We start from the raw sequence: 26,232 nt of genomic DNA, 5'->3' as shown, positions 1-26,232 counted from the left end.
ATGACTTTAAACCAGGGCTTGATAATGGATCTGTTCCAGGCAATGTCGGTGTACGTGAAAGTGGTCGAAACCGGCAGCATGACTGCCGCCGCGCAAGAATGCGGGATGTCGACCACCATGGTGGGCAACCATCTGCGGGCGCTGGAGCAACGGTTGGGCGTGAGCTTGCTCAAACGCACCACGCGTAAACAGAACCTGACCGAATTTGGCGGGCAATACTATCAGCGCTGCCTGGAAGTGCTGGGGCTGGTGGCGGACTCCGAACTGCTGGCCGAGCAGATCCACAGCGAAGCCCCTAAAGGCAGCCTGCGTATCACCGCGCCTCCCGTGTTCGGCACCGAACGCCTGGTGCCGGCCTTGAGCGAGTTTTCCCAGCGCTACCCGCTTATCGACCTGTACGTGGTGCTGGGCAATGAACGCATGGACCTGGTCGACAGTGGCTTCGACGTAGCGATCCGTCTCGGTGAACTGGGGACCTCCAGCCTGATCGCCCGGCCTATGCAGCCCTATACGCTCACCCTCTGCGCATCGCCTGCCTACCTGGCGCGACGCGGCACGCCGCAGACCCCGCAGGACCTGCAACAACATGACTGCCTGGCATTCGCCTACCCTGCGAACGACAACTGGCGTGACACCGACAAACTGTGGCGCATGAGCGAGGATGGCAGCGAGGTGGAGGTTCCGGTGGCGGGGTCATTGACCATCAACAGCTCGCAAGGCTTGCGCCAGGCGGCCGTCAACGGCATGGGCATCACGATGCTGGCCGACGCCTTGGTGCAACCGGACCTGGAGAGCGGCAAGCTGGTGGCCCTGTTAACCACGTATAAATTGCCCAGCCGCCCGATGCACCTGCTGTATCGCCATGACCGTTACCGCCTGCCCAAGCTGCGGGCATTCGTCGATTTCGTCATGGAAAAGTGGGCACATTAAAGGCCACGCCCAACGCCCGCAAACGCGCAGCGGTACGCTCGGCAGATACATGATGAATGCCCTGCCAACCCAAGGCGATAGCGGCCTCGGTGTTGCCGGCGACATCGTCAATAAACACCACTTCACGCGGTTTTATGTCCGGCAGGTGAGCGCGGATCTGATCAAGGCTGGCGTGGTAGATCGCCGGATCAGGCTTGATCAATTCCAACTCGCCGGACACGACGATGTTTCGAAAGAGTTGCAGGAACGGATAGTGGGCCCGGGCGTAGGGGAAGGTCTCCGCCGACCAGTTAGTAAGCCCGAACAATGGCATATCGGCTTTGTGCAACGCCTTGAGAATCGCCACGCCGTCGGCTAACTCACCGCGCAGCATCTCGTGCCAGCGCTCGTAGTAAGCCTGGATCAAGGGTTCGTGATCGGGATGCAGGTCAATCAGGGTGCGGGTGGCTTCGGCCAGGGTACGACCGGCATCTTGCTCGGTGTTCCAGGCCTGGGTGCAGATGTTATCGAGGAACCACTGCCGCTCTGCCTCATCGGCGATCAGCTTGCGGTACAGGTGCTGCGGGCTCCAGTCGAACAGGACACCGCCGAAATCAAAAACTACTGCACGAATCGTCATCAGATCCTCCGTTGGCGTGGCTTGATAGCAGCTGGAGTCTGGCAGATCTGGAAGAGAGAGGCGCGCGTCGGGGCGTAAGAAGTGTCTGAAAAAACTCGGATCAACTGTGGGAGGGGGCTTGCTCCCGATAGCAGGGTGTCAGCCACTGAAGATAGTGACTGATACACCGCCATCAAGCCCCCTCCCACATTTTGGTCTAGATCAGACCTTAAGCTTGGATCAGGCCGTTGATTTTGACGGTCGGGTTCACATCCGCGTCGTAATCCACGCCGTCAACTTCAAAGCCGAACAAGCGCAGGAACTCGGCCTTGTAGCCGGCAAAGTCGCTGATCTCATTGACGTTGTCGTCGGTAACCTGGTTCCACAACGCAGCCACGGCGTCCTGGACCTTCGGTTCCAGCTCGGCCAGGTCGGCGCGCAGGCGGCCATCGGCGTCGAGCTTAGGTTCTTTACCGTACAGGCTGTCCTTGAACAGGCCGTAGACTTGCTCGATGCAGCCTTCGTGGGTGCCCTGCTCTTTCATCACCTTGAACAGCAACGACAGGTACAGCGGCATGATCGGGATCGCCGAGCTGGCCTGGGTCACCACGGCCTTGAGCACAGACACGCGGGCGTCGCCCTTGAGCGCCGCCAGGTTTTCGCGCAGGGTCAGGACTTTCTTGTCCAGGTCTTTCTTGGCTTCGCCGATGGAGCCGTTCCAGTAGATGTCCTGGGTCAGCTTCTCACCGAGGTAGGTGAAGGCGGTGGTCTTGGCGCCTTCGGCCAACACATCGGCGTCACGCAGGGCATCGATCCACAGCTGCCAGTCTTCGCCGCCCATGACCTTCACGGTGCCGTCGATTTCTTCCTGGGTTGCAGGCTCAAGAGTGGTGTCTACCACTACGCCCTTGTCGGTGTTGATACCGCGCAGGGTCACGGCCTTGCCGATTGGCTTGAGGGTGGAGTTGTGCACCACGCCTTGCGGGTCGGTACGGCGTGGCGCGGCCAGGCTGTAGACCACCAGGTCGATCTTGCCCAGGTCTTTCTTGATGGTCTCGATGGTCAGGCGCTTGATCTCGTCGGAAAACGCGTCGCCGTTGATACTCTTGGCGTACAGGCCTTTTTCCACGGCAAACTTCTCGAATGCCGCGCTGTTGTACCAGCCGGCGGAGCTCAGCTTGCCTTCTTCGCCTTCTTTCTCAAAAAACACGCCCAGGGTGTCGGCGCCGCAGCCAAACGCGGCACTGATGCGCGCGGCCAGGCCGTAACCGGTGGAGGCGCCGAGGACCAGCACCTTCTTGGGGCCGCCTTCGATGACGCCATTCTTGGTTACGTAGTCGATCTGCTCTTTGACGTTCGCTTCACAGCCAACAGGGTGGGCGGTCACACAGATAAAGCCACGAACCCGCGGTTTGATGATCATAAAAATTTCTGCCTCTTCCAAGGTGCCGAAGGCCAATGGTGGCCATTCAACTTCAATCGTACCGGTCTATGACGTCCAAAAAACTGAAGCGTCACGATAGTCGCAAATCTTCTGTTCTCAAAATTCAATCCACAAAACGTCGAAGCCTGCACGGCAACGGTTACAAATTGTGCAGCGGCTTCACAATTTCACCCTATTTAAAAACGCCTGCCGGCGCCAGAAACCCCTATGATGACGATATTGTTTCAATATGTTTCGGCCCTGGAGCCTCGTTTCATGAGCAAAAATGCTGTCGGCAAAAAGCTGGTGTCCCTGGCGTGGGTTCTCGGCGTTCTGCTGTTGATCTATTGTTTCCCGCGCAGTTGCCTGGTGTTTCTGCTGTTGGTGGTGTGCTGCGGCGTTTATGACTTCCTGCGTAACGGCCTCTACGACCGCGACACCATCAAGAAATACTTCATCGGCAACGGTCGCAATACCTGGGTGCTGGCACCGTTCAACACCCTGCTCGATCTGCTGAGCAGCCGCAACCGCCATGTCTATACGATGCAAGACCTGCCACCGGCCTGGCGCGAAGACCTGCAACAGGTGATCGACGACGCCATGGCCCGCAAGGATGAAATCATCGGTTACCTGGACGAACGCATGGCCGAGAAGAAACGCGGCATGTTGTTTTTCCAGTGGTACGGCCGCCCCATCGAGACCACGCTGGATATCCCGCAACTGCGCAAGAAATTGCCATTCGTGAAGACCATCGGTGTCTCGGTATTCAACGAGAACCGTTCCACGTCCTTTCACTTCGGCCCCCTGCGCATGATGTTCCGCGTGCTCTACAACATGGCCCCGGCGCCCCACCACGAAGGCGTGTATATCCAGGTAGGCAAGCACAAGCACTACTGGCACGACGACCCGCTGTTCATCTTCGATGACACCCTGATGCATGCGTCCTTCAACAAAAACGACGCCAAGCGCTACTGCCTGTTCATCGACATCGTGCGCCCGACCTTGCTGCCGTCAGTGCTCAACGCCGTGATCGCAGGCTTTGCCGGGCTGGTCTTTACCCTGCGTCGAGTTTTCTACAAAAACTGGAAGCTGATTCAGTAAGTTCTGCGGCATGATGGTGCTGGACGGTATTTGCGCTGGGCCTCGCGCCTGAGGTAAATAACCGTCTCGTGCGACCTTAATTGGCGCTCACCATTCTCAAGCCATCGCCCCGAAACGGGCGCGGTGGCTGTGCTTTCAAGGAATCAGAATGCTCCAACGTCAAGTCATCAATGCCTCCGTCAGCCCCAAGGGCAGCCTCGAAACCCTGTCCCAACGTGAAGTGCAGCAACTGAGTGAAGCCGGCACCGGCAGCATCTACACCCTGTTCCGCCAATGCGCCTTGGCCATCCTCAACACCGGCGCGCATATCGACAACGCCAAGACCATCCTCGACGCCTACAAAGACTTTGAAGTGCGTATTCACCAGCAGGACCGCGGCGTGCGCCTGGAACTGCTCAACGCCCCGGCCGATGCCTTTGTCGATGGCGAGATGATCGCCAGCACCCGCGAGATGCTGTTCAGCGCCTTGCGTGACATCGTCTACACCGAGAACGAGCTGGACAGCCAGCGCATCGACCTGAGCAACTCCCAAGGCATCACCGACTACGTGTTCCATCTGCTGCGCAACGCCCGCACGCTGCGCCCGGGTGTGGAGCCCAAGATCGTGGTGTGTTGGGGCGGCCACTCGATCAACACCGAAGAATACAAATACACCAAGAAAGTCGGGCACGAACTGGGCCTGCGCAGCCTCGATGTGTGCACCGGCTGCGGCCCCGGCGTAATGAAAGGCCCGATGAAGGGCGCGACCATTTCCCACGCCAAGCAACGCATCACCGGCGGGCGTTACCTGGGCCTGACCGAGCCTGGGATCATCGCCGCCGAAGCACCGAACCCCATCGTCAATGAGCTGGTGATTTTGCCGGACATCGAAAAACGCCTGGAAGCCTTCGTGCGCGTCGGCCACGGCATCATCATCTTCCCCGGCGGTGCCGGCACGGCAGAAGAGTTTTTGTACCTGCTGGGCATCCTGATGCACCCCGACAACCGCGACGTGCCGTTCCCGGTGGTGTTGACCGGGCCCAAACACGCCGCGCCTTACCTGGAACAGCTGCACGCGTTCGTCGGCGCCACCCTCGGCGAAGCGGCGCAGCAGCATTACCAGATCATCATCGACGACCCCGCCGAAGTGGCGCGCCAGATGACGGCCGGCCTCAAGGCAGTGAAGCAGTTCCGCCGCGAGCGTAACGACGCGTTTCACTTCAACTGGCTGCTGAAGATCGACGAAGGCTTCCAGCGCCCGTTCGATCCTACCCACGAAAACATGGCCAGCCTGCAACTGAGCCACGCGCTGCCGCCCCATGAACTGGCAGCCAACCTGCGCCGGGCGTTCTCGGGGATTGTGGCGGGTAACGTCAAGGACAAGGGCATCCGCCTGATCGAAGAGAACGGCCCGTATGAGATCCACGGCGACCCGGCGATCATGAAACCGCTGGATGAATTATTGAAGGCGTTCGTGGCCCAGCACCGCATGAAACTGCCGGGCGGCGCGGCGTATGTGCCGTGCTATCGCGTGGTGCAGTGAGGTAGCGGCGGTAGGTCATAGTTTGTATCTGTTTGGGGCGTAGCCAACGGTGTGAGGATCGAGCATTCGGACTAGGGTTTTACTACCGACTGACTCACACCTGCGAGCGACCTATGGACCAACGGATATTGTCCTCTGTCATTCCTTACCCTAAGGTAAGGAATATCACGATGGAGATCTTCACTATGGCTACCGCCACGCTCACTTCAAAAGGGCAAATCACCATCCCTGTCCAGGTCAGGACAGCCCTGGGCCTGGAAACAGGCGACCGGGTGGAATTCGTCGAATTGGAAGACGGCAAGTTTTCCATGATCGCCGCCAGCAAAACCGTCAAGGACCTCAAGGGGTTGATCCGCAAACCCGCTCACACCGTGTCTATCGAAGACATGAACCGAGCCATCGCGGCCCAGGGAGCAACCGCTGGATGATCGGCCTGGATACCAACGTGCTGGTGCGTTATGTGACCCAGGACGACCCGGTTCAATCAGCTAAAGCATCCCAACTGATCGAATCGCTCACCGCCGCCTCACCCGGTTTTGTCAGCCTGGTGACGCTTACGGAGCTGGTGTGGGTGTTGCAGTCCTGCTACCAGTCGACCAAAAGCGACGTGGTGACGGTGCTGGAAACCTTGCTGTACACACGGGAACTGACCGTCGAGCACGCCGATATCATCTGGCAGGCCCTGCGCAGGTTCACCGCAAGCAAAGCGGACTTTGCCGACTGCCTGATCGAACGCTGTGGCCACGCGGCCGGTTGCGAGTACACCGCAACGTTTGATCTGAACGCGGCCAAGGCAGCGGGGATGAAACGGATCGGCTAGGCCGGCTTTTTTGTAGGAGCGAGCAAGCTCGCTCCAATGGGAGAAAGCGTTGGGTCAGCGAACCCAGCCGCCGATCTGCCAGTGGTAGCCATCATTACGCTGCACCCAGTGCGGGTGTACATAACGATAGCCCTGACGCACTGGTTCCCAATGGCCATGCACTGCCACATAACGCCCGCCTTCCCAACGCCAATAACCGCGTGACCAGATATAACCTTCGCGCACCGCAGGCTCCACTTCGATCACCTGCACCGGCGGCGGTTGCGGCGCCACCACATCAACGTACTCGTGTTGTACCGGCCTGCGCTCATGCACAACACGCTCCTGCACACACCCGGAAGCGGCGACCACCATGGCGGCCAATGCTGCATAACGTAGCAACATACAAAACCCTCGGGCGCGAACGCCCAACACCTGCACTGGTAAAAATCCCCCCTTGTTTCAGCCACGCTCCTGCTTGGCCCTGGGTACTTTTTAACAGGCGGTGTCTGTCGGGTTGCTGAACCTGCCAGCCTCAGTAAGTACAGGCGACAGTCGGTCGCTTCAGGCGCACCAGCACCAACCCCGCCACGACCACGGCAATACCCGCGTAGGTCGATGCGTGGATCACATCGCCAAACATCAACGCCGCCCACACCAACGTCACCGGCGGCTCCAGGTACACCAGCGCCGCCACATGGGTGGCCGTCATCACCCGTAGCAGCATCCACAGGCTCAAATAGGCGAGGAAGGTGGAGAACACCGTCAGCCACACAATCGAAATCAGTACGTTGGTGTCATGGGGAATACTCAGGGTGTCGGTGTAGATCACGGCCGCGGTAAAACCTATCAAGGTCAACAGCGACTGGATAAACAGCGGCAATACCAACCCGCTGTCCTGGGTCTGCACCGAACGACGCTCGTACAAGGTCGCCAGTGTCAGCCCAAGTGCCGACACCAGAGGCAAGAGATACATGACCAACCCGACACCCTGCCCGCCACCACCATACTGCCCGGCAATCACAATCGACACACCGACAAAGCCGATCATCAACCCCAACCACTGCCAGCCGCCACTGCGCTCGGACGCCATGCCTGTCGACAATGCCGCTGTCATCAACGGCTGTAACGCCGCAATGATCGCCGCGATCCCGGGCGGTAGACCGTTCTGGATCGCCACGTAGAGGCAACTCAAATATAGGAACTGCGACAGGAACCCGACAACTGCGTGATGACGAATCTGCTGCCAGGAAACCCTCAGCAACCGTCTGTTCAAAAACACTGCCAGGCATAACGAAACCAACAAAAAACGCCAGAACAAAAGGTTGAAGGCTCCAGCACTCTGCGCGCCTAACTTGGCACCTATAAAGCCGGAACTCCAGGATAGGACAAAGACGACCTGAAGCAGTAACAACCGCGTGTAGCCGATACGAGCCGTCATCGTGCCCCCTGCAACTGCAACGGCACGAGTTCGCCAAACGTGATGGGGTCAATCCCCAAACGCCGATATTGCTCGCTGGCGGATCGCACCAGGTCACGCTTGAGCTGGAACCACGGCTTGATGGTACGCAGCACGCCATCGTCGGATGCCAAGTGCCAGAACTTATTGACATCCGCCTGACTGTAAGGACAGTGAAACGACAACACCAACGACATGCGCCGGCCTTGAGTGAGTGGGCGCACGCCATGAAACACTCGACTGCCGTAGATATACACCGCATCGCCACTGGCTTTCACACCACAGCTTCGCACGTTGTCATTGAGGCTTGCGACATCAAAGCGCTCCACAGGGCCCTCAAAATAAACGAACTCTCCACCTTCATACTCGCTGGGCTCAGACAGCACTATGTTCAGCACAAAGCTGGTTCCATCGGTATGCCACATACCGATCTGTGCCCTATCGTGCTGAGCCTGGGGCGGGTAGAAGTAATTGACCTGGGAACGGGCGCGCAAGAAAGGGTGCGGAACCAGCGGCACACCTGCAATTTTTGACACCGCCAGCAGGAACGCCCGACTGTCCATCATCTCCCGGATAAGTGTCGATGACCGCGTTGCCGCACGGGTACGGTTAGAGATAATCCAGTCGCTGGTGCTGGACCCCGCCTCCAACTGATAACACGCTCGCCTCAACTCGGCGATGCCCTGCTCATTGAACAGCCCCGAGACCTGAGCCACTGCCGTCAACTGCTCGGGCTGGGCAATTACTAGTGGCGACCTCATGTACCCCAGGTTCGCTAAGCTGCGATGACCTGTGAGGCATGGGCCATCACTGCACAAATAACTGTCACTCCAGTGTTGCAACGTGTCGAGCAGGGCCCCGGGATGCTTACATCGGGATGCGGGAACCAGTGATGCTTGCAGGGCTGACTTCAGGCGTGCAGCCCCTTGTGCGAATACGGGTAGCTCACTTTGCTGTTTCATCGTGACTTCCTCTCTCAATTGGCTATACCGTGATCCATTCGGTACTCCGATAACTGGTAGAGAACGCTGCCGTCACCGCTGCAATACTCACCAATGACGCGACATCCACCGTAATCCTGACGCACGCGGCTAAATTGCTCGCGGGTGTACTTCAAGCACACATTGGTCAACAAATAACCTTCATCTTTACCGCTGAGAACAGGAAGCAAGGTTGCCGCCACGCGATACCGATCATCATCGACTTCAATGTCTGAAACGATGACTTCATGATTGCTGCCGACCTTGTCAAAACCGAGCTTCAAACCCACCAGCTCAGAAAAGCGAGTCATGCAGTGATGCCGATAAAAGCGATGAATATGCGCATCATCATCCGGGATGGACAGCTGCATTTCTGACAAGACATAGGTCCGTGTCCCACCTATTTTGCGAATGATTTGGCCGATCGTTTCAGGCAGTTCATTTCCCTCCTGAAACCCCAGCATCGTGACTAATGTCACGTCCTGCCCACATTCAATATCGTCCCGGCACAACGCGCGGAAATCAGTGGCCAAATAACGAAAGTTCTCAGGCGCTGCCAGCAGTGGTTCCACCGCTCGACGCATTACGTCATGTGAGGCCCGGTTGATATCAACCGCCGTGTAATGTACAGCTCCCACCCCGTTCTCAAGCAGATGATGAAGCAGCACGGACGTCTTGATCGGCTCTGGTCCCAATTCGACGTAATGCAAACGGTCTTGACCTACCAGACCGACCAAATCATCCGCCACGGCGCGTAAAATCTCACTTAATGCTCCATTGCCGCAGGGTGCCGCACAGAGGTCAACTCGGTTCACACCCTCCAAATTCAACGAGGTCATCAAACCAAGGATTTCTTCACTGACCTGTCGATCTCGATCCTTGAGATCGGTAGATGTCGATGCGTACTTTTCGGCATTTTCAATCGTCCAGATCTGGACGTCATAACCGTGGTTGTTTTTCAGCGATGACGCTACCAACTCATTGATATCCATATATGGGCTCCTTTTTCTTATTGTCAGGCGCGAAAGCACATACGAACCTGTTTGACCCAAAGCCTAATCAGCATGCATGATTTTGTATATTTGAATAACCTGCACCACTAATCCTCAAAAGAAGAATCATGAGCAAGCAACTCAATATCGATCTGCTGCGAACCTTCCATGCGGTCGCCCGCTTCCGTCGCTTCAATGAAGCAGCGAGCCATGTGCATCGGAGCGCTTCGACCGTTACGACGCAGATTCAAAAGCTGGAAGACTTAGTCGGCCAACGCCTGTTCAGCCGGAGTAACCAAGGTGTTGAGCTGACGATGTATGGCAAGAAACTACTCAGCGAAACCACCGACTTTCTCAAGAGCCACGACCGCTTACTGGCCTCCTTAACCCCCCAGCGCATGCAAGGAAGGATTCGCCTGGGGCTTCCCGATTCTTATGCGCCGGCTTTCATGCGCGATTTCCTGCCGCAGCTTATCGCTGACAATCCCTTGCTTGAGTTGGAAATAGAAGCCAGATCCAGTGGCGAACTGTTCACCATGTTCAGCCGGGAACAGATTGATTTGGCATTGGTCGTCAGTGCTCAGCCCTTGGAGCAGGGAGAACAGTTGGGTTCGATACAGCCTGTATGGGTTGTTTCCGACCAATTCAAAACACCGGAACAGGCGCCGCTACCTATCGCCGTGCAATTAACCGGATGCCCCTATCGAGCCTCGGCGATACGGGCGTTGAAAGAGCATGGCGCCTACTATCGAGTCCTGCTGGAAAGTGCCAGTTCTACTGCGGTAGAAACCGCCGTGATCTGCGGATTGGCCGTTGGCCTGATTGAAGAAAGCCGAATAACCGCTGGGCTGACCCAAAATATCCCCGGCGTTCAACTGCCTGAATTGCCGCGCCACCACATCTACTTGTTGTCCGATAGCGCAAACCATCTGGCGCTTCATCTGCATGAGCAACTCAAGAAGGGATTCACCCTCTGAATGCCCACAAAAAAGCCCGCTGACCGTCACCGGTTCAGCGGGCTTTTTCGTGGGTGTTGCTTACAGCGCCAGGTCAGACGCCGGCTTGCTTGGCTCAGCTGCAGGCTTGGCAGCCTCGGTAGCCTGTGGAGCCGCCAGTTGCGGGATAGCTGGCGGTGGTGTCAGTTGCAGCACACCGGCGGTGTAGGCCCATTCCTTGGCAACAGCTTCAGGGCTGTCGTTCAGCTTGGTGCCGTAGCTTGGCACGATCTGGTGCAGTTTTTCCTGCCAGGCCGGGCTTGCTACCTTGTCCTTGAAGACTTTTTGCAGCACGGTCAGCATGATCGGAGCCGCGGTGGACGCGCCTGGCGATGCACCCAACAGGCCGGCAATGGAGTTGTCGGCAGAGCTGACCACTTCGGTACCGAGTTTCAGCACGCCGCCCTGCTCTTCGTCACGCTTGATGATCTGCACGCGCTGGCCGGCTTGCCACAGGCGCCAGTCGGACTGCTTGGCGTTCGGGAAGTACTCTTGCAGCGCCTTGAAGCGGTCGTCGTCCGACAGCATCAGTTGGCCGGCGAGATACTCGACCAGTGGGTATTCACGAATACCGACTTTGGTCATGGGCCAGATGTTGTGGGTGGTGGTGCTGGTCAGCAGGTCCAGGTACGAGCCTTCTTTCAGGAACTTGGTCGAGAAGGTTGCGAATGGGCCAAACAGGATCACGCGCTTGCCATCCAGCACGCGGGTATCCAGGTGCGGAACCGACATCGGTGGCGAACCGACCGAGGCTTTACCGTAGGCCTTGGCCAGGTGCTGCTCGGCGATTGTCGGGTTCTCGGTCACCAGGAACGAACCACCGACCGGGAAGCCAGCGTATTCCTTGGCTTCCGGAATGCCCGACTTCTGCAGCAGGTGCAAGGCACCGCCGCCGGCGCCGATGAACACGAACTTGGCGTCGGTTTCAGTTTTGGTGCCGTCTTTGAGGTTTTTGTAGCTCACACGCCACGAACCGTCGTCGTTGCGGGTGATGTCCTGCACTTCGCTCGACAGCTTCAAGTCAAACTTCGGCGTGGTTTGCAGGTGAGCGACGAACTGGCGGGTGATCTCGCCGAAGTTCACGTCGGTACCGATCGGGCTCCAGGTGGCCGCGATTTTCTGGCTCGGGTCACGCCCTTCCATCATCAGCGGAACCCACTTGGCGATCTGCGCCGGGTCTTCGGAGTACTGCATGCCGGCGAACAACGGGCTGGCCTTCAGGGCTTCGTAGCGCTTTTTCAGGAACTTGATGTTGTCATCGCCCCACACAAAGCTCATGTGCGGTGTGGAGTTGATGAACGAACGCGGGTTCTTCAACACGCCCTGCTGAACCTGCCAGGACCAGAACTGACGGGAAATCTGGAACGCTTCGTTGATCTCGACCGCTTTCGGGATCTCAACGTTGCCGTTCTTGTCTTCCGGGGTGTAGTTCAGCTCAGCCAGGGCCGAGTGACCGGTACCGGCGTTGTTCCAGCCGTTGGAGCTTTCTTCGGCCACGCCATCGAGGCGCTCGACCATCTCCATCGACCAGTCCGGTTCCAGCTCATTGAGCCAGACACCCAGGGTCGCACTCATGATGCCGCCGCCGATCAGCAGCACATCGACTTTCTTTGCCTCTTCCGCGTGAACGGACGTGATCCCCATCGACAAAGCCAGCCCCAGCAGGGCAGTGTTTACTTTTTTAAACATCAGTAGCACCTATGATAAAACGCCATCCGCCCTACCGCCCCCGATCATGAGTAACCCTCGTTCACGCTACGTCAGGCAACGTACCGCGGGGTCTGCACATTCACATGAAGGCTGCAGGGTGGGCACACAAGGCCGATGGATCGACCTCACTGTTATGTCCCTTCTGCGCTGACTTCTTATCGTTATTGGCTTCAGCTACCTGGGCGACAGCCAACCGCTGGGACGTATACGGGTGTACGCACCAGGGAAAGACTAGACCAAGACGGCGCGCAGAATATCACGCTAAACAGCGTTTATGCGCCGTTTGGCCAATTGACAGGCCTAAATCGCGGGTTTTAATGCGCCGGTGTCAAGCCTGACAGCCGCGACCTGCGGTCACAGGCCCGGAACTCTCACGCAAATGGCGGTTCTAGACACCTTCGCCGTTGCCTGCGTAGCATCGGCAGCTGTCCTTCGTGCACACCTTCCACACAGAGTTACCCATGACTACCCAGCAAACACCCGGGCATGTACTGCCCGCGCGCAGCGCCGCGAAAATGGAAGCGGCCATGGCCGTAGGCGCCTTCGCGATCGGCACCGGCGAATTCGCCATCATGGGCCTGATGCCCGACATCGCCCAGAACCTGGGCCTGAGCGAACCGCAAGTCGGCCACGCCATCAGCGCCTACGCCCTGGGCGTGATGGTCGGCGCCCCACTGCTGGCCATCCTCGGCGCCAAGCTGCTGCGCAAACACATGCTGCTGTTGCTGATGGGCCTGTACGCCCTGGGCAACTTCGCCACCGCCTTCACCCCCACCTTCGGCTCGCTGGTGGCCTTCCGCTTTATCAGCGGCCTGCCCCACGGCGCCTACTTCGGCATCGCCGCCGTGGTCGCCTCCAGCATGGTGCCCACCGACAAACGCGCCGGCGCCGTAGCCCGCGTGATGATGGGCCTGACCCTGGCCATGCTGCTCGGCAACCCCATCGCCACCTTCCTCGGCCAACACCTGGGCTGGCGCTCGGCGTTCGCCCTGGTCAGCGTGATCGCCCTGCTCACCATCGCCCTGGTCTGGCAATTCGTGCCCCACCGCCACGACGAACAACGCAGCGACCCGCGCAAGGAACTGCGCGCCTTCACCAAACCCCAGGTCTGGATGGCCCTGTCCATCGGTGCAATTGGCTTTGCCGGGATGTTCTGCGTATTCAGCTACCTGGCGCCAACCATGCTCGAAGTGACCAAGGTCTCGCCGCAATGGATCCCCTTCGGCCTCGCCGCGTTCGGCGTCGGCGGTATCATCGGCAACATTGCCGGCGGCAAGCTGTTTGATCGCATGCAGTTTCGAGCCGTAGGCTTGATATTGGTGTGGTCGATGGCCGTGCTGCTGTTCTTCCCCTTCGCCGCCTCGTCGCTGTGGGGCGTGCTGCTGAGCATGGGATTGGTGGGCACCATGGTCGCATTGGCGGCACCGTTGCAGATTCGCCTGATGGACATTGCCCACGAAGCGCCAAGCCTGGCGGCAGCGTCCAACCATGCCGCGTTCAACCTGGCTAATGCGCTCGGCCCGTGGTTTGGCGGCATGGCCATTACTGCCGGTCTAGGCTGGACCAGCACCGGCTACATCGGCGCCGCAACAGCCCTGGTCGGCCTGGGCCTCTACCTGATCGCTCGGCGTATGAAAGGCGGCCACTAACGGCTTGCCTAATACCGATCATCTGGGCGAAAACAATACTCCAAACAACGAAGACCCAATGTGTGGAGCTGGCTTGCCTGGGAAAGCAGTGGTTCAGTCATAGATTCCAGTGACTGACACGCCGCCTTCGCGAGCAAGCCCGCTCCCACAGGGATCTGGGCCGGGCGCTGATTTTGTGGGCGATACATGGCCAATGTGGGAGCTGGCTTGCCTGCGATAGCGGTATATCAGTAACAGACGAATTAACTGCCCCATCGCCTTCGCGAGCAAGCCCGCTCCCACGGGGATCTGGGCCGGGCGCCGATTTTGTGGGCAATACATGGCCAATGTGGGAGCTGGCTTGCCTGCGATAGCGGTGTATCAGTGACAGATGAGTTAACCGACCCACCGCCATCGCAGCATAAATATCTACACAACTTCGGCACGACGCTGCACCTGTGGCGAGGGAGCTTGTTCCCGTGAAGACCAGCCAGCCGACGCTTATATCACTGACTCCCCACGCTCCAACTGTGGGAGCGGGCTTGCTCGCGAAAGCGGCCTTACAGTCGACAAGGATGCAGGATCAGACCGCATACCTATCCGTATTCAGGCAACGGCTACTAAGCGTTCCGCTCCAACGGCTGCTCACTTTGCAAAAGCGGCAAAGCAAGAAAAACGCTCTCGCCCCACCACCCCATCAATCATCATGCAACAACCCCGAACCATACTCCCCATAACTACTCCCCAACCCACTGCCACCAAAATTCATCTTGGCGGCTTTGCTGGGGCCGTGGTCCCCAAACGCCTGGCATCCGCCTGAAAAGCACGGGTCACTGCTCACGCTCGATGAAGATGAACAAGCACTCAACATCAACGTGCCGGTGATCATCACAACTTTGACGAGGTTCGAGATCATGGTTTCAGTTCCCTATGGACTGGAGGCGCTGGGGTCCTCTCTTGCAGGCAATCGTAGACCTCAACTGCGCAGGGAATTATGAAACTTTGCTGGGTGACAGCATGAGTTCAGGTTGCCGCCTTGGGTAAGGCGGCAGGGTTGGTTGTCAGGCTTTAACTGAGGCGGTCACAGGCGCAACTTGCTCCTGGGCTCGGTCAACCAGCAGCGAGCTCAACTCGATTAACTGCTGAATGCCTAGGGCGATGGCGCGCTGGGAATCGTCGAGGTCGAACGCCAAAGTGGCGGCCATTTCGTTGGCGGCTGCTAGGTTTTCGGCGGCGTTGGCCAGGAGGGTTTCGGGGTCGATGGTTGGGTTGACGAGGAATAGGTTGTTGCTTGGGTGTTCTGCGGGCGCAGCGTCGTCGGATGGGGGCAAGTGATGATGGATTGCTCGGTGGGCTGCGGCTAGAAGCTTGGGATCGGCGGACGATACGGTTTGATCAAGAGAGAAACTGCGTGTGTTGTTGTGCATGGGCGAAGCTCCAAATGTTCACGGGAGTTAAAAACGCCTTAGCAATACGGACTTCCACCTCCGGCCACTGGGTTTGAAGTGACGTGAGGAGGTTAGCTATGGGTGGCCTGAGGGGCAAGCCGAGAAAGGTGTGGGAAATCTCCTAGAAAAGTGGGCCTGCGCTAAAAAATTTCTGGGCTTTATTTATAGATATCAAATTGATATCATTAGATCTATGTACCCTCAATGGATTTGATGTATGTCGATCGACATGGAACCCAAAATAAAAATAAGCCCTCTGCTAACCCCTATGGATATTGAAGCAGATAAAAACATAGAGAAATGGCTTGTACATATAAACAGACTCCTAAACAGATCAAAACACAAAATAGGAACAGCGATAAGCAACAAGATTTTGCAAATAAGCAAATACAATCTTATACCAACCATTTTAAGCTCAGTTATATTTAGCTATCTAGCACTAAACGACGACTTAAAAGCATCTGTACGTCGACTAACACCAGCACCAGCAAGAGCAGCAATCATCGAAAACTTTAGCGTAGCTAGCATCACGCTCGTTCTAGCTGTGTCTGCGATAGTTATGGCAACGTGGATTCTTTGCTCAAACAGCATGAGTGACATAATCTTAAAGCGACAAAATAAAAGATTAACACAAGAAATAGAAAACCTTCGACGCCAGCACGACAGCAAAATAATTGATTGCACCGATTTGTTTAGCAAGTTTATCTACTCAACCTATAGAAAACTAAAATATGGCGTAACAGAGCGAATCAGCTTATACGTATTAGAACTTGACCACTTCCGGTGCGTTGGTAGACACTCCGATAACGAGAAGCACACGGAGTTCCCCAAAAAAATGTATGCTAAGGAGTCAGGTTTAATTGGACATGCTTGGACACTAGGGAAAGCCACTGTAACTGGCCTTCCAGATCCACTCATCAATATAGAAAACTGGGTAGCGGCAAACGCAAAAGCCGGAAAAATCTCAGATACTACCCTGCGCGCTATAGGCATGAAAAGCCGTTCATTACATTGCGTTCGAGTTAAGAACAGCAAAAGCGCCTCAGTAGCGATCATAGTTTTTGAGTCTACCAATACCGACCTACCGAATATAGCAACCATTGATGCAGATTTTGGAAAAAATGAATCAAGGACAATCGCCAATCTTTTAGACGCACTTAGACCGCACATGGTTAGTCTCGAGATCGCCAAGAAGGCAGGGTTCTAATATGAAAAACACTCTAATTGAAATAATTAATTACATAATAGCAAAACACCAACCATCCAAAAAAATATCACTCTCAAGACTAATAAAAACAATCTATCTCGCCGACTGGAAGGAATCAATAACAAATAAAAAACAAATTACCAACATAGAGTGGTTCTTTAACCTTAACGGCCCTTACAACTCGTTAATACTGAAAGAGTCAGAAAAAGAAAAGAGCATAAAGATAACCACCACACTAACTGAACGCGGAAAAAAACTAACAACCTTAGAAACAACTGAAGAAAAGAAAAATCATCTAGACGCCGAAACCATAAAAATACTCGACTTTGTAATAGAAGCCACAAAAAACAAAAAACACAATGACCTAGTAAAACTAGTAGCTTCAACGTACCCCGTAATTTCAAGTGAAAAATTTCATACACTCAACCTTATAAAGAAAGCCGAGGAGTACAAAGAGTACTTGGACAATACAGAAGCCCCTTAACAAACAACAACATTGACGTTAGAGATATAGCAAACGGGGACGGCAAACGGGGACAGGTTTATTTATCCGCCGCTGAAAAAAGCCAATCACCAGTCAACAAAAAGCCGTCTCAATCGGCGGCTTATTCTTAAGAATGATTTTTAACGACTAATCCGTCAGTTCATCTGGTATATGCGTATTGAGCCAATCGGCCAAAGCGGCGTTCATCCACGTTTCCCAGCCCGTCCAGAAGCCTTGAATCGCTCCAGCATGTCAGCATCAAAACGAAAATGACGTGCTCTTTAGTGGCTACTGACTTTGGCCGGGGGGGATCGACTGCAGATCCTTGGCGTATCCCACACACGGCAACGCCCTCGTTCGAAGTGGTAATGCGCGCAAAACTTGCCTCTCCGACACCCAAGATCCGTTCCTGATAAACTGCGCCCCATCCGCCTCGCTGACTCAGATCCCCCATGCCCCTACAAACCGCCCCACTCTCCCGCCGCTTCTCCGTCGCCCCCATGATGGATTGGAGCCACTAACTCTACAGGCCTTTAAATACGTGCTATGTAGCGAACCATAAATATGTACGTACCACTTCTGTACCACTCCCCTGCAAAGGACGGCAGTCCTTCGCACGTATCGGCTCCGCGAATATCCGCTGCTATGCTTCAAGCTTTAGGAACCAGGGCGATATTGATGGCGAGCGAATACTCACTAGCGGATGTGCTGGAAAGGATGTATGAGAACCAACTGGCGTTAGAGGCGGCAGTAATGGAACTGGTGTTATGGACAGAAGAGCGTGGCGAATTGACGACTGGTGGAAACGTCCGTGGCGCCCTTCAAACGCTTGGTGAGAATGCAGGCCACATCAAACAAGGCTTAGCCAAGCTGAAGAAGCAGGATCGCCCGTAAAAATTTTTCGCCAATGCGGAAGGATACTCCAACGTACCGGGCGTTCGAATCTCTCCTTCACCGCCACATTCTAAAAACGCAAGCCACTGATTTTCCCAGAGAAAATCGGGGGTTTGTGGTTTTTTGCGTCTGAAAAAGGACCATATGGGACTGACATGGGACTGTCGCGCTATTTTAGTGCGGGGATTAGGTACGCTTGGATGAGTGATTGAGCAGCGCTATCCATGCGACGAGCTGTGCGTTTCCGTAAAAAGCTCCAGTGACAAATTCCATGTCCTATGATTCGGAATCTAACATCGCCATGGTTGATGCTCTGTCATTGCTCTTGCACAACCAGCATGCGCTGGGGGAGGCTATAAGAAGAGGTAACGGAGTGTCTTTCATAGAATTGCGCGGGGGCATTTAGAGAAAACGCGGTCGTTGCTATAGAAACGCTGACAGAATGCGAAAGCGATTAATGAGGAAATTTTTCGAATTCGAAATTTTAGATTGATGCGACTGGCGCCTTCCGGCGTACAGCGAGGCTATCTCAGCTAAGATACTCCCACCCGAGTGTCATAACTGCTAAAGTCTCGGCACTGGTTTCATCGCCAGCAGCTGCCAAATACCCGCATCAATAGAGATAAAATATGGACATTAGTCAAATCAAGCATATTCATGAATACCTTGAGCAATACTTTCGAGATACTACTGACCCAGTATCACCCCCAGGAATAAAAAACGAAGGTCTCCTCGAGTCAGCGGTACAGCGTCCCTTTATGTCGATAGGGGGAGAAGACGCTTACGTTGGGGTTTTCAATAAAGCGGCTGCTTTGTTTCACTCCGTCATCAATAATCATTGTTTCCATAACGGCAACAAGCGGGCTGCTTTGCTTTCTGCGCTGGCCTACCTTGGTGAAGAGGGATGGTGGGTCACCGTCCCAACCGATCAAGAAATGTTCGAGTTTACACGGCAAGCCGCAGCTCACGAAATCTGCGTAAGCCGAGACGACGAACTTGAATATATTGCTGAGTGGTTCAAAACGAACTCTCGCAGAAGAACGTTGCAAGAACAACAGTTAAAGCTAGGTCAGCTGCGTGAAATCCTCTTAGGATTTGGTTACGAGGTGTCTGAATGCTCAGGCCGGACCCTAGACCTGCACAAGGATGGAGAGTTTGTCCTGAGTATTCTTCAGAAGGGCTCGAAAGGGAAAGAGGATTACGATAAACAATACGTTAAAGCACTTAGAAAAAAACTGAAGCTGACACCAGCCTATGGAGTTGATAGTTTCAGTTTCTACGGTGAACGGGGCTTTGAAGTAAAACTCGGTGAATATATGCGACTACGCCACAAGGTAATGCGAGAGCTCGCAAAAATTTAAACGTGCTCAGATTGCGCTTGAGTTACGCATAACGCGTCCTATGTTCAATGGCCCCCCACATCAAGGCCCGCTCCGGCGGGCTTTTTTGCGCTTGGCGGAAACCAGATCCCGGGAGCCTGGTCTACCATCGCCCTTGATAACGGCTGAGCATGATCGCTAAGGACTAGAGACGTGTCGCAACCCATCACCGCACGGCAGATGAATGCACTCAGGGCACTGCAACGCAAGGACCCGGACCTGGGCGAGCTCGCCACCGCCATCGCGCTGGCCTTCAATGCGACGAAGGTCGAGAACCCGCAGATGGCGCGATTGATCCTGGAAAAGACCTGCCGTCGCATGACCGCCCGGCAACCCGGCAGTAATGAAGCAATGATTCAGCACCTGGCGACCTTCGGGAAATTGAATTGCCTGACAGCGGCGTAGGTCAGTGGCTTTATCGTTCGAGTCAGAAGGCACGCTCGATGTTGCGCCATGGTACTGATCGCCAATGCCTGTCGCCCCGATTCCAACGTCTCATCTAAACGTGAATATCTGACGCTGTGTGCGCGAGAGTGTGTGCGCGTAAGCGCAAAGGTTGTGAGTACTGCGCAATGCCGCACAAAGCCTCAAAAGCAGCCCGCCCTGACACCTCTCGCGTTTTCATGTTGACCCACGGGAAAGAGGTTAGGAGGGTTAGTTTTTTTCAGAGCGCCTTGAAAGCCTTGTTTGTTATGGCTTTTCGAATGGTGTGCAAGGTTAGCTTTTGGGTTAGGTCTGGTTATTTCCTAACCTTTAATAGCGTTAAATATTCAATATATTAATTCCTTTAAAAACAATAGGTTACGGATTACTAACCTTTAACCTAACCCAACCTAACCCATCAAAGTTAGGTCTCAAGCCCAACAAACACGGGCCTTCCGAGTCACAACACCCCCCTCAAAAAAAAACTAACCTTTTTCCCGAGGCACCTACTGAATTCAGTTGTGTGTGCGTGCTTATGAGCGTTGCCGAAAACATCCACCTTCGCAGGATTTCGCAGGTTTTCTGCACCCTCTAAAACGCCGAGCAAGCCCCCAGCTTACGCCGTCGAGAGTGGTACGCAGGTGCGCAGAAAAAACGACCCATTTAGCCCGCAGGCGAGGTGGGGGGACGACGGCGCGCGCCAGGTGCAGTCCATCCTACCGACCGCCTGTAGCACGTCACTACCCCGGCACGGTGTGGCACGCCAGTTCCCCGAGTCGTAGGCGTGCCAGTAGGGCCGGCGACACGTCCTGATGCCGCCGAGCTACGACACGCCGGCCAATACTTCGGGATACGATCACGACCCCCGTATTTATTGACTGAAACGCGGCTTGCCATTGCTGTGACACCACGAAAATGCTATGTTGAGATGGGTTTTTTCACGCCATAGAAGTGCAAACTTTCATCGTCTCCCTGCTCATTTTTCCGCTCTCCCACCTCCTCTCCGCATACAGCTCGTCGGCTCAAATCGCGCCATATCAAAACCTCGATTACTGTACGCACATACAGCATTTGAGATTCACGCTATGAACGTTGACATGGACACCGATGATTGGCTCGGCTGCCCCACTCCACTTGAAATGTACCAACACCAATGCTCAATCCTTGTAGATGAGCTGGTAGAGACAGAGCGCATGTTGCGTCGAGCGCGGGCAAATATCGCTGGTCTGGTGCAGATGAATGACCTGCTGATGGCAGTCAAGGCGGATGCAGAAGAAAGGCTGTCTGAAGCGCTGGAAAAGATCAGAATGCTGGATCAGCAGTACTCGTTTGCCTCGGTGCAAAGCGTGAAGATAGTCACCCAGCAGCGCGACTATCTGCTCAGGGAGAATCAGCGCCTGCTGGCAGAGCTAAATGTATTGCGTGAGCGTCACCCAAGCTCGTCCGCATAGGCCGCCACTGCCTCCTCAGTCAGCTCCCGCCACTCTCCATCATCGATCAGGCCCTGCTGCTTCAAGTCATCCGCCAGGGCCAGCCGCGCTTCGTAGCGTTCTTCTGGTGTGGCCGACAAGAATGCAGGATCGCTGCGCAGTGCAAACCACGCCTCCATTGCGTTCACCTGTTCAATGTTAATAGCCATGACGAATACCTCGGGCCAGTGTCTACAGTGTAGAGATTGGCCGGGGACCGGCTGTTCATCGGCGCCGACGAGCGGAGATTCTTATGTGCGGGAGACTTTCACAGTACCGGGGAATTCACGACTTCGTAGCAGCGCTGAGCATGCCCAATGCCCTGGCGAACTCCGCGGGTAATGAGCCGATAGAGCGCTACAACGTGGCACCGACAACCGCCGTTGCGCTGCTGCATCTGCAGGGCGATCTACTACACGCCGACCCGGTGCGCTGGGGATGGCGGCCGCACTGGGCGAAAGACCGGGCAGCGCCGATCAATGCCCGCGCGGAGAAGGTAGCCCACGGCCCCTTCTTCCGGGCGATATGGCCGCACCGGGCGATCACGCCAATCGATAACTGGTTTGAGTGGGTTGATGAAGGTGGACCCAAGAAGCAGCCCTACCTCATCCGCCGGCGGGATGGTGCCCCGATATTCTGCGCGGCCATCGGCCAGCTACCTGACGCAGATGAAGGCCCGGGCGAGCATGACGGCTTCGTGATTATCACCGCCGATAGTGCCGGCGGCATGGTTGATATTCATGACCGAAGGCCCGTGGTGTTAACCCCGGACCTGGCCTGCGAATGGTTGGACCCGGCAACGCCCAAGGAACGCGCCGAGCAGATGGTGTTGCACCAGGGCGAACCCGCCGAAGCCTTTGAGTGGTTCAAGGTCGACGTCGCGGTGGGCAACGTCAGAAACAAAGGCCCAAGTTTGATCCAGCCGGTTAGTTAGAAAAGTCCGCCAAAGGCGTTGGGCTCCCAGTTCATGATCACCAGCTCGCCGCTAACTTCGGCCTTTGCCTGGCGTTGGTTGGCCGTGCTGTATCGAATATCCACCGTTTCGAAGTGGAATCCCTCAAACACCCGCCTGATATCGGGGTGATCATTGATGCTCACCATTACCTTGCCCTTGCAACGCCGCATGAACTCGGCCATCCGCTCGTAGTTTTCGAAGGGGAAGTCCACGCCATAGCCGGCGGTCTGCCAATACGGTGGGTCCATGTAATGGAAGGTATGTGGCCGGTCGTAGCGCTCGGCGCACTCAAGCCACCCGAGATTCTCGACGTAGGTACCGGACAAGCGCTGCCAAGCTGCAGACAGGTTCTCCTCGATCCTCAGCAAGTTAATGGCCGGCCCCGTGGTGGCGGTGCCGAAGGTTTGTCCACTGACCTTGCCGGCGAAAGCATGGTGCTGCAGGTAAAAAAACCGAGCAGCGCGCTGGATATCGGTAAGGGTTTCCGGCCGGGTCATCTTCTGCCACTCAAACACCTGCCTGGAGCTGAGCGCCCACTTGAACTGGCGCACGAACTCTTCCAGGTGGTTCTGCACGACGCGGTACAGCGTCACCAGATCGCCGTTGATATCGTTGAGAACTTCAACCGGCGCAGCCTGGGGACGCATGAAGTAAAGCGCGGCGCCGCCAGCGAAGACCTCGACATAGCATTCATGGGGTGGAAACAGTGGAATTAGACGATCTGCCAGGCGGCGCTTGCCGCCCATCCACGGGATAATTGGTGTGCTCATAAGTGATCCTTGTTTTGAAAATTGGATTCGCTTAGGCTTCGCACCCCCTGCGCAGTGGGGCGAGGCCTTGGTTGGAGCACTCGGCGTGTTCGAGTGATTCAGCGTCGAGCGGGTGTTAGCGCACCAGCTCGTCGCCTCGTTTACTGCGCGGGGGTACTACTTCCCCCCCGTTGGAAGCTCAAATTCTTTGAAGCTGACAACCTCTTCACCCAGCCACTCGTTTACCTGGGCCAGCCTGGCCTGCAACGGCTCCAGCTCGTTGACCGCCCAAACCTCAGCAGCCTCCCGCAACGATCCGAAGCCGCCTGCGTTCTGTGGCACGATGCCCATCAACTGCGGCGGAATGCGCAACGCCGCGAGCAGATCGTCGCGGCTGATGTTCTTGATTGAGCTGAATTCGTCCTTCGCGGCCACCTCGCTCACGGGGATGAGCTGGATGCCATCCTTCTTGCCAGCAGGTGCGTACACGAACAGGTTTCGAAAGTTGCCAGGCCCTTTCGAGTTCTTCAGCGCGGTGCGCAGCGAGTCGATGTCTTCTTCTTTCTGCGCTGCGTCGGTCATGTACAGGATGAAACCGGCGTGACTGCCGTTGTTGTAGTACTTGCGGCGAAATAGCGTGGCGCTCTCGTTGAGCAGCGCGCTCTGCAGCGCTGCCAGCCACTCCGGCAACCCATAGATCTCTTGATTGATATCGGCCTCACGTAGGTGGCAAATCGAACCTGGTGCAAACTCGTGCTCATCCTTCCAGCCGCGCACCTGGTAATAGGTTTCCATGTCGATGCCTCGGCGCATGTACTTCGCCAGCGGCGGCAGCAAGCCCATGGTGTTGCGCAGCATGTTGTTGCGTTTTTCCAGGTAGCAATTGCCGCACCAGAGCCAGTCCAAAGCGAACTGCTCAAAGGCCTGACGGCTCAGCAGCCGGTGAGGAACGAACGTGCGGGCGAGCATGTTGCGCTTGAAGTTGAGGCCTGACTGCAGGTACACGCTGGCGCGCGTCGTCTTGGCTAAGCCATCCATGGACATGGGTGTTTCGAACCAACGGCCATTGGCCCAGCACTCCAGATAGTCGAGGATCTCCCTGCTATCGAGCACAGGCGCCGGATCACCGAAGGTGAATGCCTCGACCGGGCCGGATTCCGGCGGGAGTACCTCCCCTTCAGCAGCTGGCAGAACGGTGGTCAGTTGGGTTTCGCGCTTACGTCTGCTCATCAGTAGGACTCCATAAATCCGGTATTCGCCGTGGTCTGCCCTTCAAGAGGCTCGTTATGCAGGGCGTGGAAGGTCGCCCACGCCAAGTCGGCATGGCCTGTCTCGTCGGTGCGACCGGCCGTATAAGTGAACTGGCGCCCGGAGGCGGTAACTGTTTTGCGGATAGCCATCAACGACTGCGCCATGTCCGTCCATCCCGCATCGAACTCCAGGCGACCGTTCTTGATGACGTCGTACGCCTTCAACACCAGGCGCGTTTTGACCTCGGGCGAGTAGCTGAACGTGGTGATGTTGGGGAAGAACTGCTTGACCAGCTGCGCCACGCCCGACCCCATGCCCGTGATGTCGATACCGATGTAGGTCACCCAGTAACGTCTGGTGACCTGGCGAATCGCTTCCGCCTGAGCGGCGAAGTCCATGCCCCGGAATTGGTGTCTCTCCAGCACCCGGAACTTGCCGCCAGGGACTGTCGGTGGAGCAATGACCACCAATGCTGCGCTGTCGCCGTTCTCGGCGGGGTCATAGCCAACCCAGACTTGGCGATCCCCAAAAGGACGCGCGGCAAACGGTTTGTAGTCCTCGGCCCACAGATCCCAGCTGTCCACCATGCAAGGCTGCAGCATCGCAAGCGGAAAAATGCTGGCCCCGTCGTCGATGAACTGGCACATCAGCAAGTTCTGGAAGGCCTCGGCATCGTATTCCTGGCGCAGCTCGTCCAGGTCAAACAGGTCGCACCCACGGTCCTCGGCGTCGAGGATGGTGACAATCTGCCGCCAGACCCGGTCTTCACACAGCCGGCCCTGCTGCAGAGCATCATGAGAGACGTCGATTTTGACCCGTTGCGCCGCCGGCTTGCCTTTGTTGAACCGCTCACCGGTCCAAAACGTATAGGCCTCGTGGGCCATGCTGGAAGGCGTCGAAAAGTAGGTTCGGCGGTATTGCTTCTGCATCGCCATGCCGCTGGCGACCTTGTTCAATTCCTTGAATTTGAAGGTCCAGAAAAATTCGTCGAAGTAGAAATTGCCGTGGTAGCCCTGGGCCGTCCGAGCATTGGTACCGAGGAAGTGCAGCTCGGCGCCATTACCCAGAATGATCGGGTCACCCGTCAGCTCAACACCGACTACCTCACGGGCAAAAGCCTGAATGTATGCCTTGAAAATGTGTGCCTGGTTTTTCGAGGCCGACAGGAAAATCTGGTTACGGCCTGTCGTCAGCGCATCGATCAGCGCTTCACGGGCGAAATAATAGGTCGCGCCGATCTGCCGTGATTTGAGGATTGCACGGGTTCGCTGGTTTCCGGCCTTGTACCAGTCCAACTGATAACCGAAACAACCATCGATAAACGCTTCGGTCAGTTTTTCGATGTGTTCTTCGTCGAACTCGTTGCGTTTCGGTGCCTTCTTCGGCCCCTCGTTGCGTTTTGCCAGTTTCGGATTCAACTCGGTTTCGGTACCGCCGTCGTTGAAGCGCTGGATACGGGCTTGCCGCTCCAGCTGGCGGTGCAGCAGGTCAATCTCCTTGTAGTCGGACCCTGACTTGGGATCTTTCAGGATCAACTGAACCAAGCGGGCTTCGGTCGCTGCCTGGATGCGTTCCAGCGGCGTCGCTCGGTCCCATTCGTCCCGCGCCTTCCAGCTGTGCAGGGTCTTTTCCTTCTCCCCGATCAGCTCGGCGATCTCGCACACGCGATAGCCCTGCCAGTAAAGGTGCTTGGCATGGCGGCGGTGATCGGTGGGTAGGTCGACGATGGCATTCATGGCGCAGATGCTGCCGCCCGCGCGCGAACAGTTCCCCCCCCGCCCCTTGTAGATCAACGATCTACAACAGCGCCTCGTTGCCCGTCGCGCCCGCGCTCAA

Annotated in this window: 27 protein-coding genes and 1 pseudogene; 15 read left to right on the top strand and 13 right to left on the bottom strand. The window is 56.2% G+C overall.

All coding sequences use genetic code 11. The features are described 5' to 3' along the window. The first annotated feature begins 24 nt into the window (after positions 1-24). Complete coding sequence (locus tag E3O56_RS10815; protein WP_032877192.1) at positions 25-930, top strand: LysR family transcriptional regulator; 906 nt, start codon at positions 25-27, stop codon at positions 928-930. On the opposite strand, the gene E3O56_RS10810 is transcribed toward E3O56_RS10815, so the two are convergent. Then, entirely contained in the window at positions 908-1,549 is a 642-nt protein-coding gene (locus E3O56_RS10810) for an HAD family phosphatase (protein WP_248090857.1), read from the bottom strand. The two genes, E3O56_RS10815 and E3O56_RS10810, sit on opposite strands and share 23 nt — an antisense overlap. Positions 1,550-1,757: 208 nt before the next feature. Beyond that, entirely contained in the window at positions 1,758-2,951 is a 1,194-nt protein-coding gene (gene fabV, locus E3O56_RS10805) for an enoyl-ACP reductase FabV (RefSeq protein WP_122733268.1), read from the bottom strand. Positions 2,952-3,227: 276 nt separating this feature from the next. On the opposite strand from fabV, the gene E3O56_RS10800 reads away from it, so the two are divergent. The 4 genes from E3O56_RS10800 to E3O56_RS10785 all read left to right on the top strand — a co-directional run bounded on the left by E3O56_RS10800 (position 3,228) and on the right by E3O56_RS10785 (position 6,394). Next, positions 3,228-4,052, top strand: a complete 825-nt coding sequence (locus E3O56_RS10800; protein ID WP_103733558.1) for an aspartyl/asparaginyl beta-hydroxylase domain-containing protein — start codon at positions 3,228-3,230, stop codon at positions 4,050-4,052. A gap of 148 nt (positions 4,053-4,200) precedes the next feature. After that, positions 4,201-5,574 carry a nucleotide 5'-monophosphate nucleosidase PpnN gene (gene ppnN / locus E3O56_RS10795; RefSeq protein WP_032877195.1) on the top strand — a complete coding sequence of 458 codons (1,374 nt, stop codon included), beginning with the start codon at positions 4,201-4,203 and terminating at the stop codon, positions 5,572-5,574. 170 nt (positions 5,575-5,744) lie between these two features. Continuing rightward, the gene (locus E3O56_RS10790) at positions 5,745-6,002 is read left to right on the top strand and encodes an AbrB/MazE/SpoVT family DNA-binding domain-containing protein (protein WP_078820648.1); all 258 of its coding nucleotides are present in this window, start codon (positions 5,745-5,747) and stop codon (positions 6,000-6,002) included. Then, entirely contained in the window at positions 5,999-6,394 is a 396-nt protein-coding gene (locus E3O56_RS10785) for a type II toxin-antitoxin system VapC family toxin (protein WP_103733557.1), read from the top strand. The genes E3O56_RS10790 and E3O56_RS10785 overlap by 4 nt, the downstream gene beginning before the upstream one ends. A 54-nt stretch (positions 6,395-6,448) precedes the next feature. Here the strand turns inward: E3O56_RS10785 and E3O56_RS10780 are convergent, their stop codons facing one another. The 4 genes from E3O56_RS10780 to E3O56_RS10765 all read right to left on the bottom strand — a co-directional run bounded on the left by E3O56_RS10780 (position 6,449) and on the right by E3O56_RS10765 (position 9,804). Further along, positions 6,449-6,778: a YXWGXW repeat-containing protein gene (locus tag E3O56_RS10780; RefSeq protein ID WP_005786252.1), complete on the bottom strand. Its 330-nt coding sequence runs from the start codon at positions 6,776-6,778 to the stop codon at positions 6,449-6,451. Positions 6,779-6,908: 130 nt separating this feature from the next. Continuing rightward, positions 6,909-7,814, bottom strand: coding sequence for a DMT family transporter (locus tag E3O56_RS10775; protein WP_103733556.1), 906 nt, complete (start codon positions 7,812-7,814; stop codon positions 6,909-6,911). Then, entirely contained in the window at positions 7,811-8,593 is a 783-nt protein-coding gene (locus E3O56_RS10770; protein WP_248128202.1) for a 2OG-Fe(II) oxygenase, read from the bottom strand. Before E3O56_RS10770 ends, E3O56_RS10775 begins: the two co-directional genes overlap by 4 nt. A 215-nt stretch (positions 8,594-8,808) precedes the next feature. Beyond that, positions 8,809-9,804 carry a hypothetical protein gene (locus E3O56_RS10765; RefSeq protein WP_103733554.1) on the bottom strand — a complete coding sequence of 332 codons (996 nt, stop codon included), beginning with the start codon at positions 9,802-9,804 and terminating at the stop codon, positions 8,809-8,811. 128 nt (positions 9,805-9,932) lie between these two features. Here E3O56_RS10765 and E3O56_RS10760 point away from each other — a divergent pair, with 128 nt between their 5' ends. Continuing rightward, positions 9,933-10,781, top strand: coding sequence for a LysR family transcriptional regulator (locus E3O56_RS10760; RefSeq protein ID WP_103733553.1), 849 nt, complete (start codon positions 9,933-9,935; stop codon positions 10,779-10,781). 60 nt (positions 10,782-10,841) lie between these two features. Here the strand turns inward: E3O56_RS10760 and mqo are convergent, their stop codons facing one another. Next, complete coding sequence (gene mqo / locus E3O56_RS10755) at positions 10,842-12,488, bottom strand: malate dehydrogenase (quinone) (protein WP_072434393.1); 1,647 nt, start codon at positions 12,486-12,488, stop codon at positions 10,842-10,844. A 482-nt stretch (positions 12,489-12,970) separates the two neighbouring features. On the opposite strand from mqo, the gene E3O56_RS10750 reads away from it, so the two are divergent. Continuing rightward, positions 12,971-14,158, top strand: a complete 1,188-nt coding sequence (locus E3O56_RS10750; protein ID WP_043047472.1) for an MFS transporter — start codon at positions 12,971-12,973, stop codon at positions 14,156-14,158. Positions 14,159-14,834: 676 nt separating this feature from the next. Here the strand turns inward: E3O56_RS10750 and E3O56_RS10745 are convergent. Both E3O56_RS10745 and E3O56_RS10740 read right to left on the bottom strand, forming a co-directional pair. Continuing rightward, entirely contained in the window at positions 14,835-15,053 is a 219-nt protein-coding gene (locus E3O56_RS10745) for a hypothetical protein (RefSeq protein WP_248128201.1), read from the bottom strand. Positions 15,054-15,198: 145 nt separating this feature from the next. Beyond that, a complete protein-coding gene (locus E3O56_RS10740) occupies positions 15,199-15,564 on the bottom strand; it encodes a DUF6124 family protein (protein WP_248128200.1) in 366 nt (121 codons plus the stop codon). A 238-nt stretch (positions 15,565-15,802) separates the two neighbouring features. Here E3O56_RS10740 and E3O56_RS10735 point away from each other — a divergent pair, with 238 nt between their 5' ends. The 7 genes and pseudogenes from E3O56_RS10735 to E3O56_RS10705 all read left to right on the top strand — a co-directional run bounded on the left by E3O56_RS10735 (position 15,803) and on the right by E3O56_RS10705 (position 21,423). Then, positions 15,803-16,792, top strand: coding sequence for a hypothetical protein (locus tag E3O56_RS10735; protein WP_103733549.1), 990 nt, complete (start codon positions 15,803-15,805; stop codon positions 16,790-16,792). A 1-nt stretch (position 16,793) separates the two neighbouring features. Next, the gene (locus E3O56_RS10730) at positions 16,794-17,276 is read left to right on the top strand and encodes a type II toxin-antitoxin system antitoxin SocA domain-containing protein (RefSeq protein WP_103733548.1); all 483 of its coding nucleotides are present in this window, start codon (positions 16,794-16,796) and stop codon (positions 17,274-17,276) included. Between the two features lie 678 nt (positions 17,277-17,954). Continuing rightward, on the top strand, positions 17,955-18,170 hold the full coding sequence (locus E3O56_RS10725; protein WP_020301695.1) for a hypothetical protein: 216 nt from the start codon (positions 17,955-17,957) through the stop codon (positions 18,168-18,170). Between the two features lie 271 nt (positions 18,171-18,441). Beyond that, a pseudogene (locus E3O56_RS10720) lies at positions 18,442-18,707 on the top strand (hypothetical protein). Between the two features lie 92 nt (positions 18,708-18,799). Then, on the top strand, positions 18,800-19,531 hold the full coding sequence (locus E3O56_RS10715; RefSeq protein ID WP_248128199.1) for a type II toxin-antitoxin system death-on-curing family toxin: 732 nt from the start codon (positions 18,800-18,802) through the stop codon (positions 19,529-19,531). A gap of 171 nt (positions 19,532-19,702) precedes the next feature. Beyond that, positions 19,703-19,954, top strand: coding sequence for a hypothetical protein (locus tag E3O56_RS10710; RefSeq protein WP_248128198.1), 252 nt, complete (start codon positions 19,703-19,705; stop codon positions 19,952-19,954). Positions 19,955-21,057: 1,103 nt separating this feature from the next. Further along, positions 21,058-21,423, top strand: coding sequence for a hypothetical protein (locus E3O56_RS10705; RefSeq protein ID WP_248128197.1), 366 nt, complete (start codon positions 21,058-21,060; stop codon positions 21,421-21,423). Here E3O56_RS10705 and E3O56_RS10700 read toward each other — a convergent pair. After that, positions 21,402-21,611 carry a hypothetical protein gene (locus E3O56_RS10700; protein ID WP_248128196.1) on the bottom strand — a complete coding sequence of 70 codons (210 nt, stop codon included), beginning with the start codon at positions 21,609-21,611 and terminating at the stop codon, positions 21,402-21,404. The genes E3O56_RS10705 and E3O56_RS10700 overlap by 22 nt on opposite strands. Before the next feature lie 83 nt (positions 21,612-21,694). On the opposite strand from E3O56_RS10700, the gene E3O56_RS10695 reads away from it, so the two are divergent. After that, positions 21,695-22,375: an SOS response-associated peptidase family protein gene (locus E3O56_RS10695; RefSeq protein WP_248128195.1), complete on the top strand. Its 681-nt coding sequence runs from the start codon at positions 21,695-21,697 to the stop codon at positions 22,373-22,375. Here E3O56_RS10695 and E3O56_RS10690 read toward each other — a convergent pair. From E3O56_RS10690 to E3O56_RS10680, 3 genes are all read right to left on the bottom strand, one after another. After that, positions 22,372-23,166, bottom strand: a complete 795-nt coding sequence (locus E3O56_RS10690; RefSeq protein ID WP_054919850.1) for a DNA adenine methylase — start codon at positions 23,164-23,166, stop codon at positions 22,372-22,374. The two genes, E3O56_RS10695 and E3O56_RS10690, sit on opposite strands and share 4 nt — an antisense overlap. Positions 23,167-23,322: 156 nt before the next feature. Then, complete coding sequence (locus tag E3O56_RS10685; protein WP_127882312.1) at positions 23,323-24,375, bottom strand: phage portal protein; 1,053 nt, start codon at positions 24,373-24,375, stop codon at positions 23,323-23,325. After that, complete coding sequence (locus E3O56_RS10680) at positions 24,375-26,132, bottom strand: terminase ATPase subunit family protein (protein WP_248128194.1); 1,758 nt, start codon at positions 26,130-26,132, stop codon at positions 24,375-24,377. The genes E3O56_RS10685 and E3O56_RS10680 overlap by 1 nt, the downstream gene beginning before the upstream one ends. Between the last annotated feature and the right edge of the window lie 100 nt (positions 26,133-26,232).

It is taken from the genome of Pseudomonas sp. W2Aug9 (assembly GCF_023127755.1).
GTDB lineage: Bacteria > Pseudomonadota > Gammaproteobacteria > Pseudomonadales > Pseudomonadaceae > Aquipseudomonas > Aquipseudomonas synxantha_A.
The sequence above is the reverse complement of the archived record's forward strand: the minus strand, read 5'-3'. Positions and strand labels throughout refer to the sequence as shown.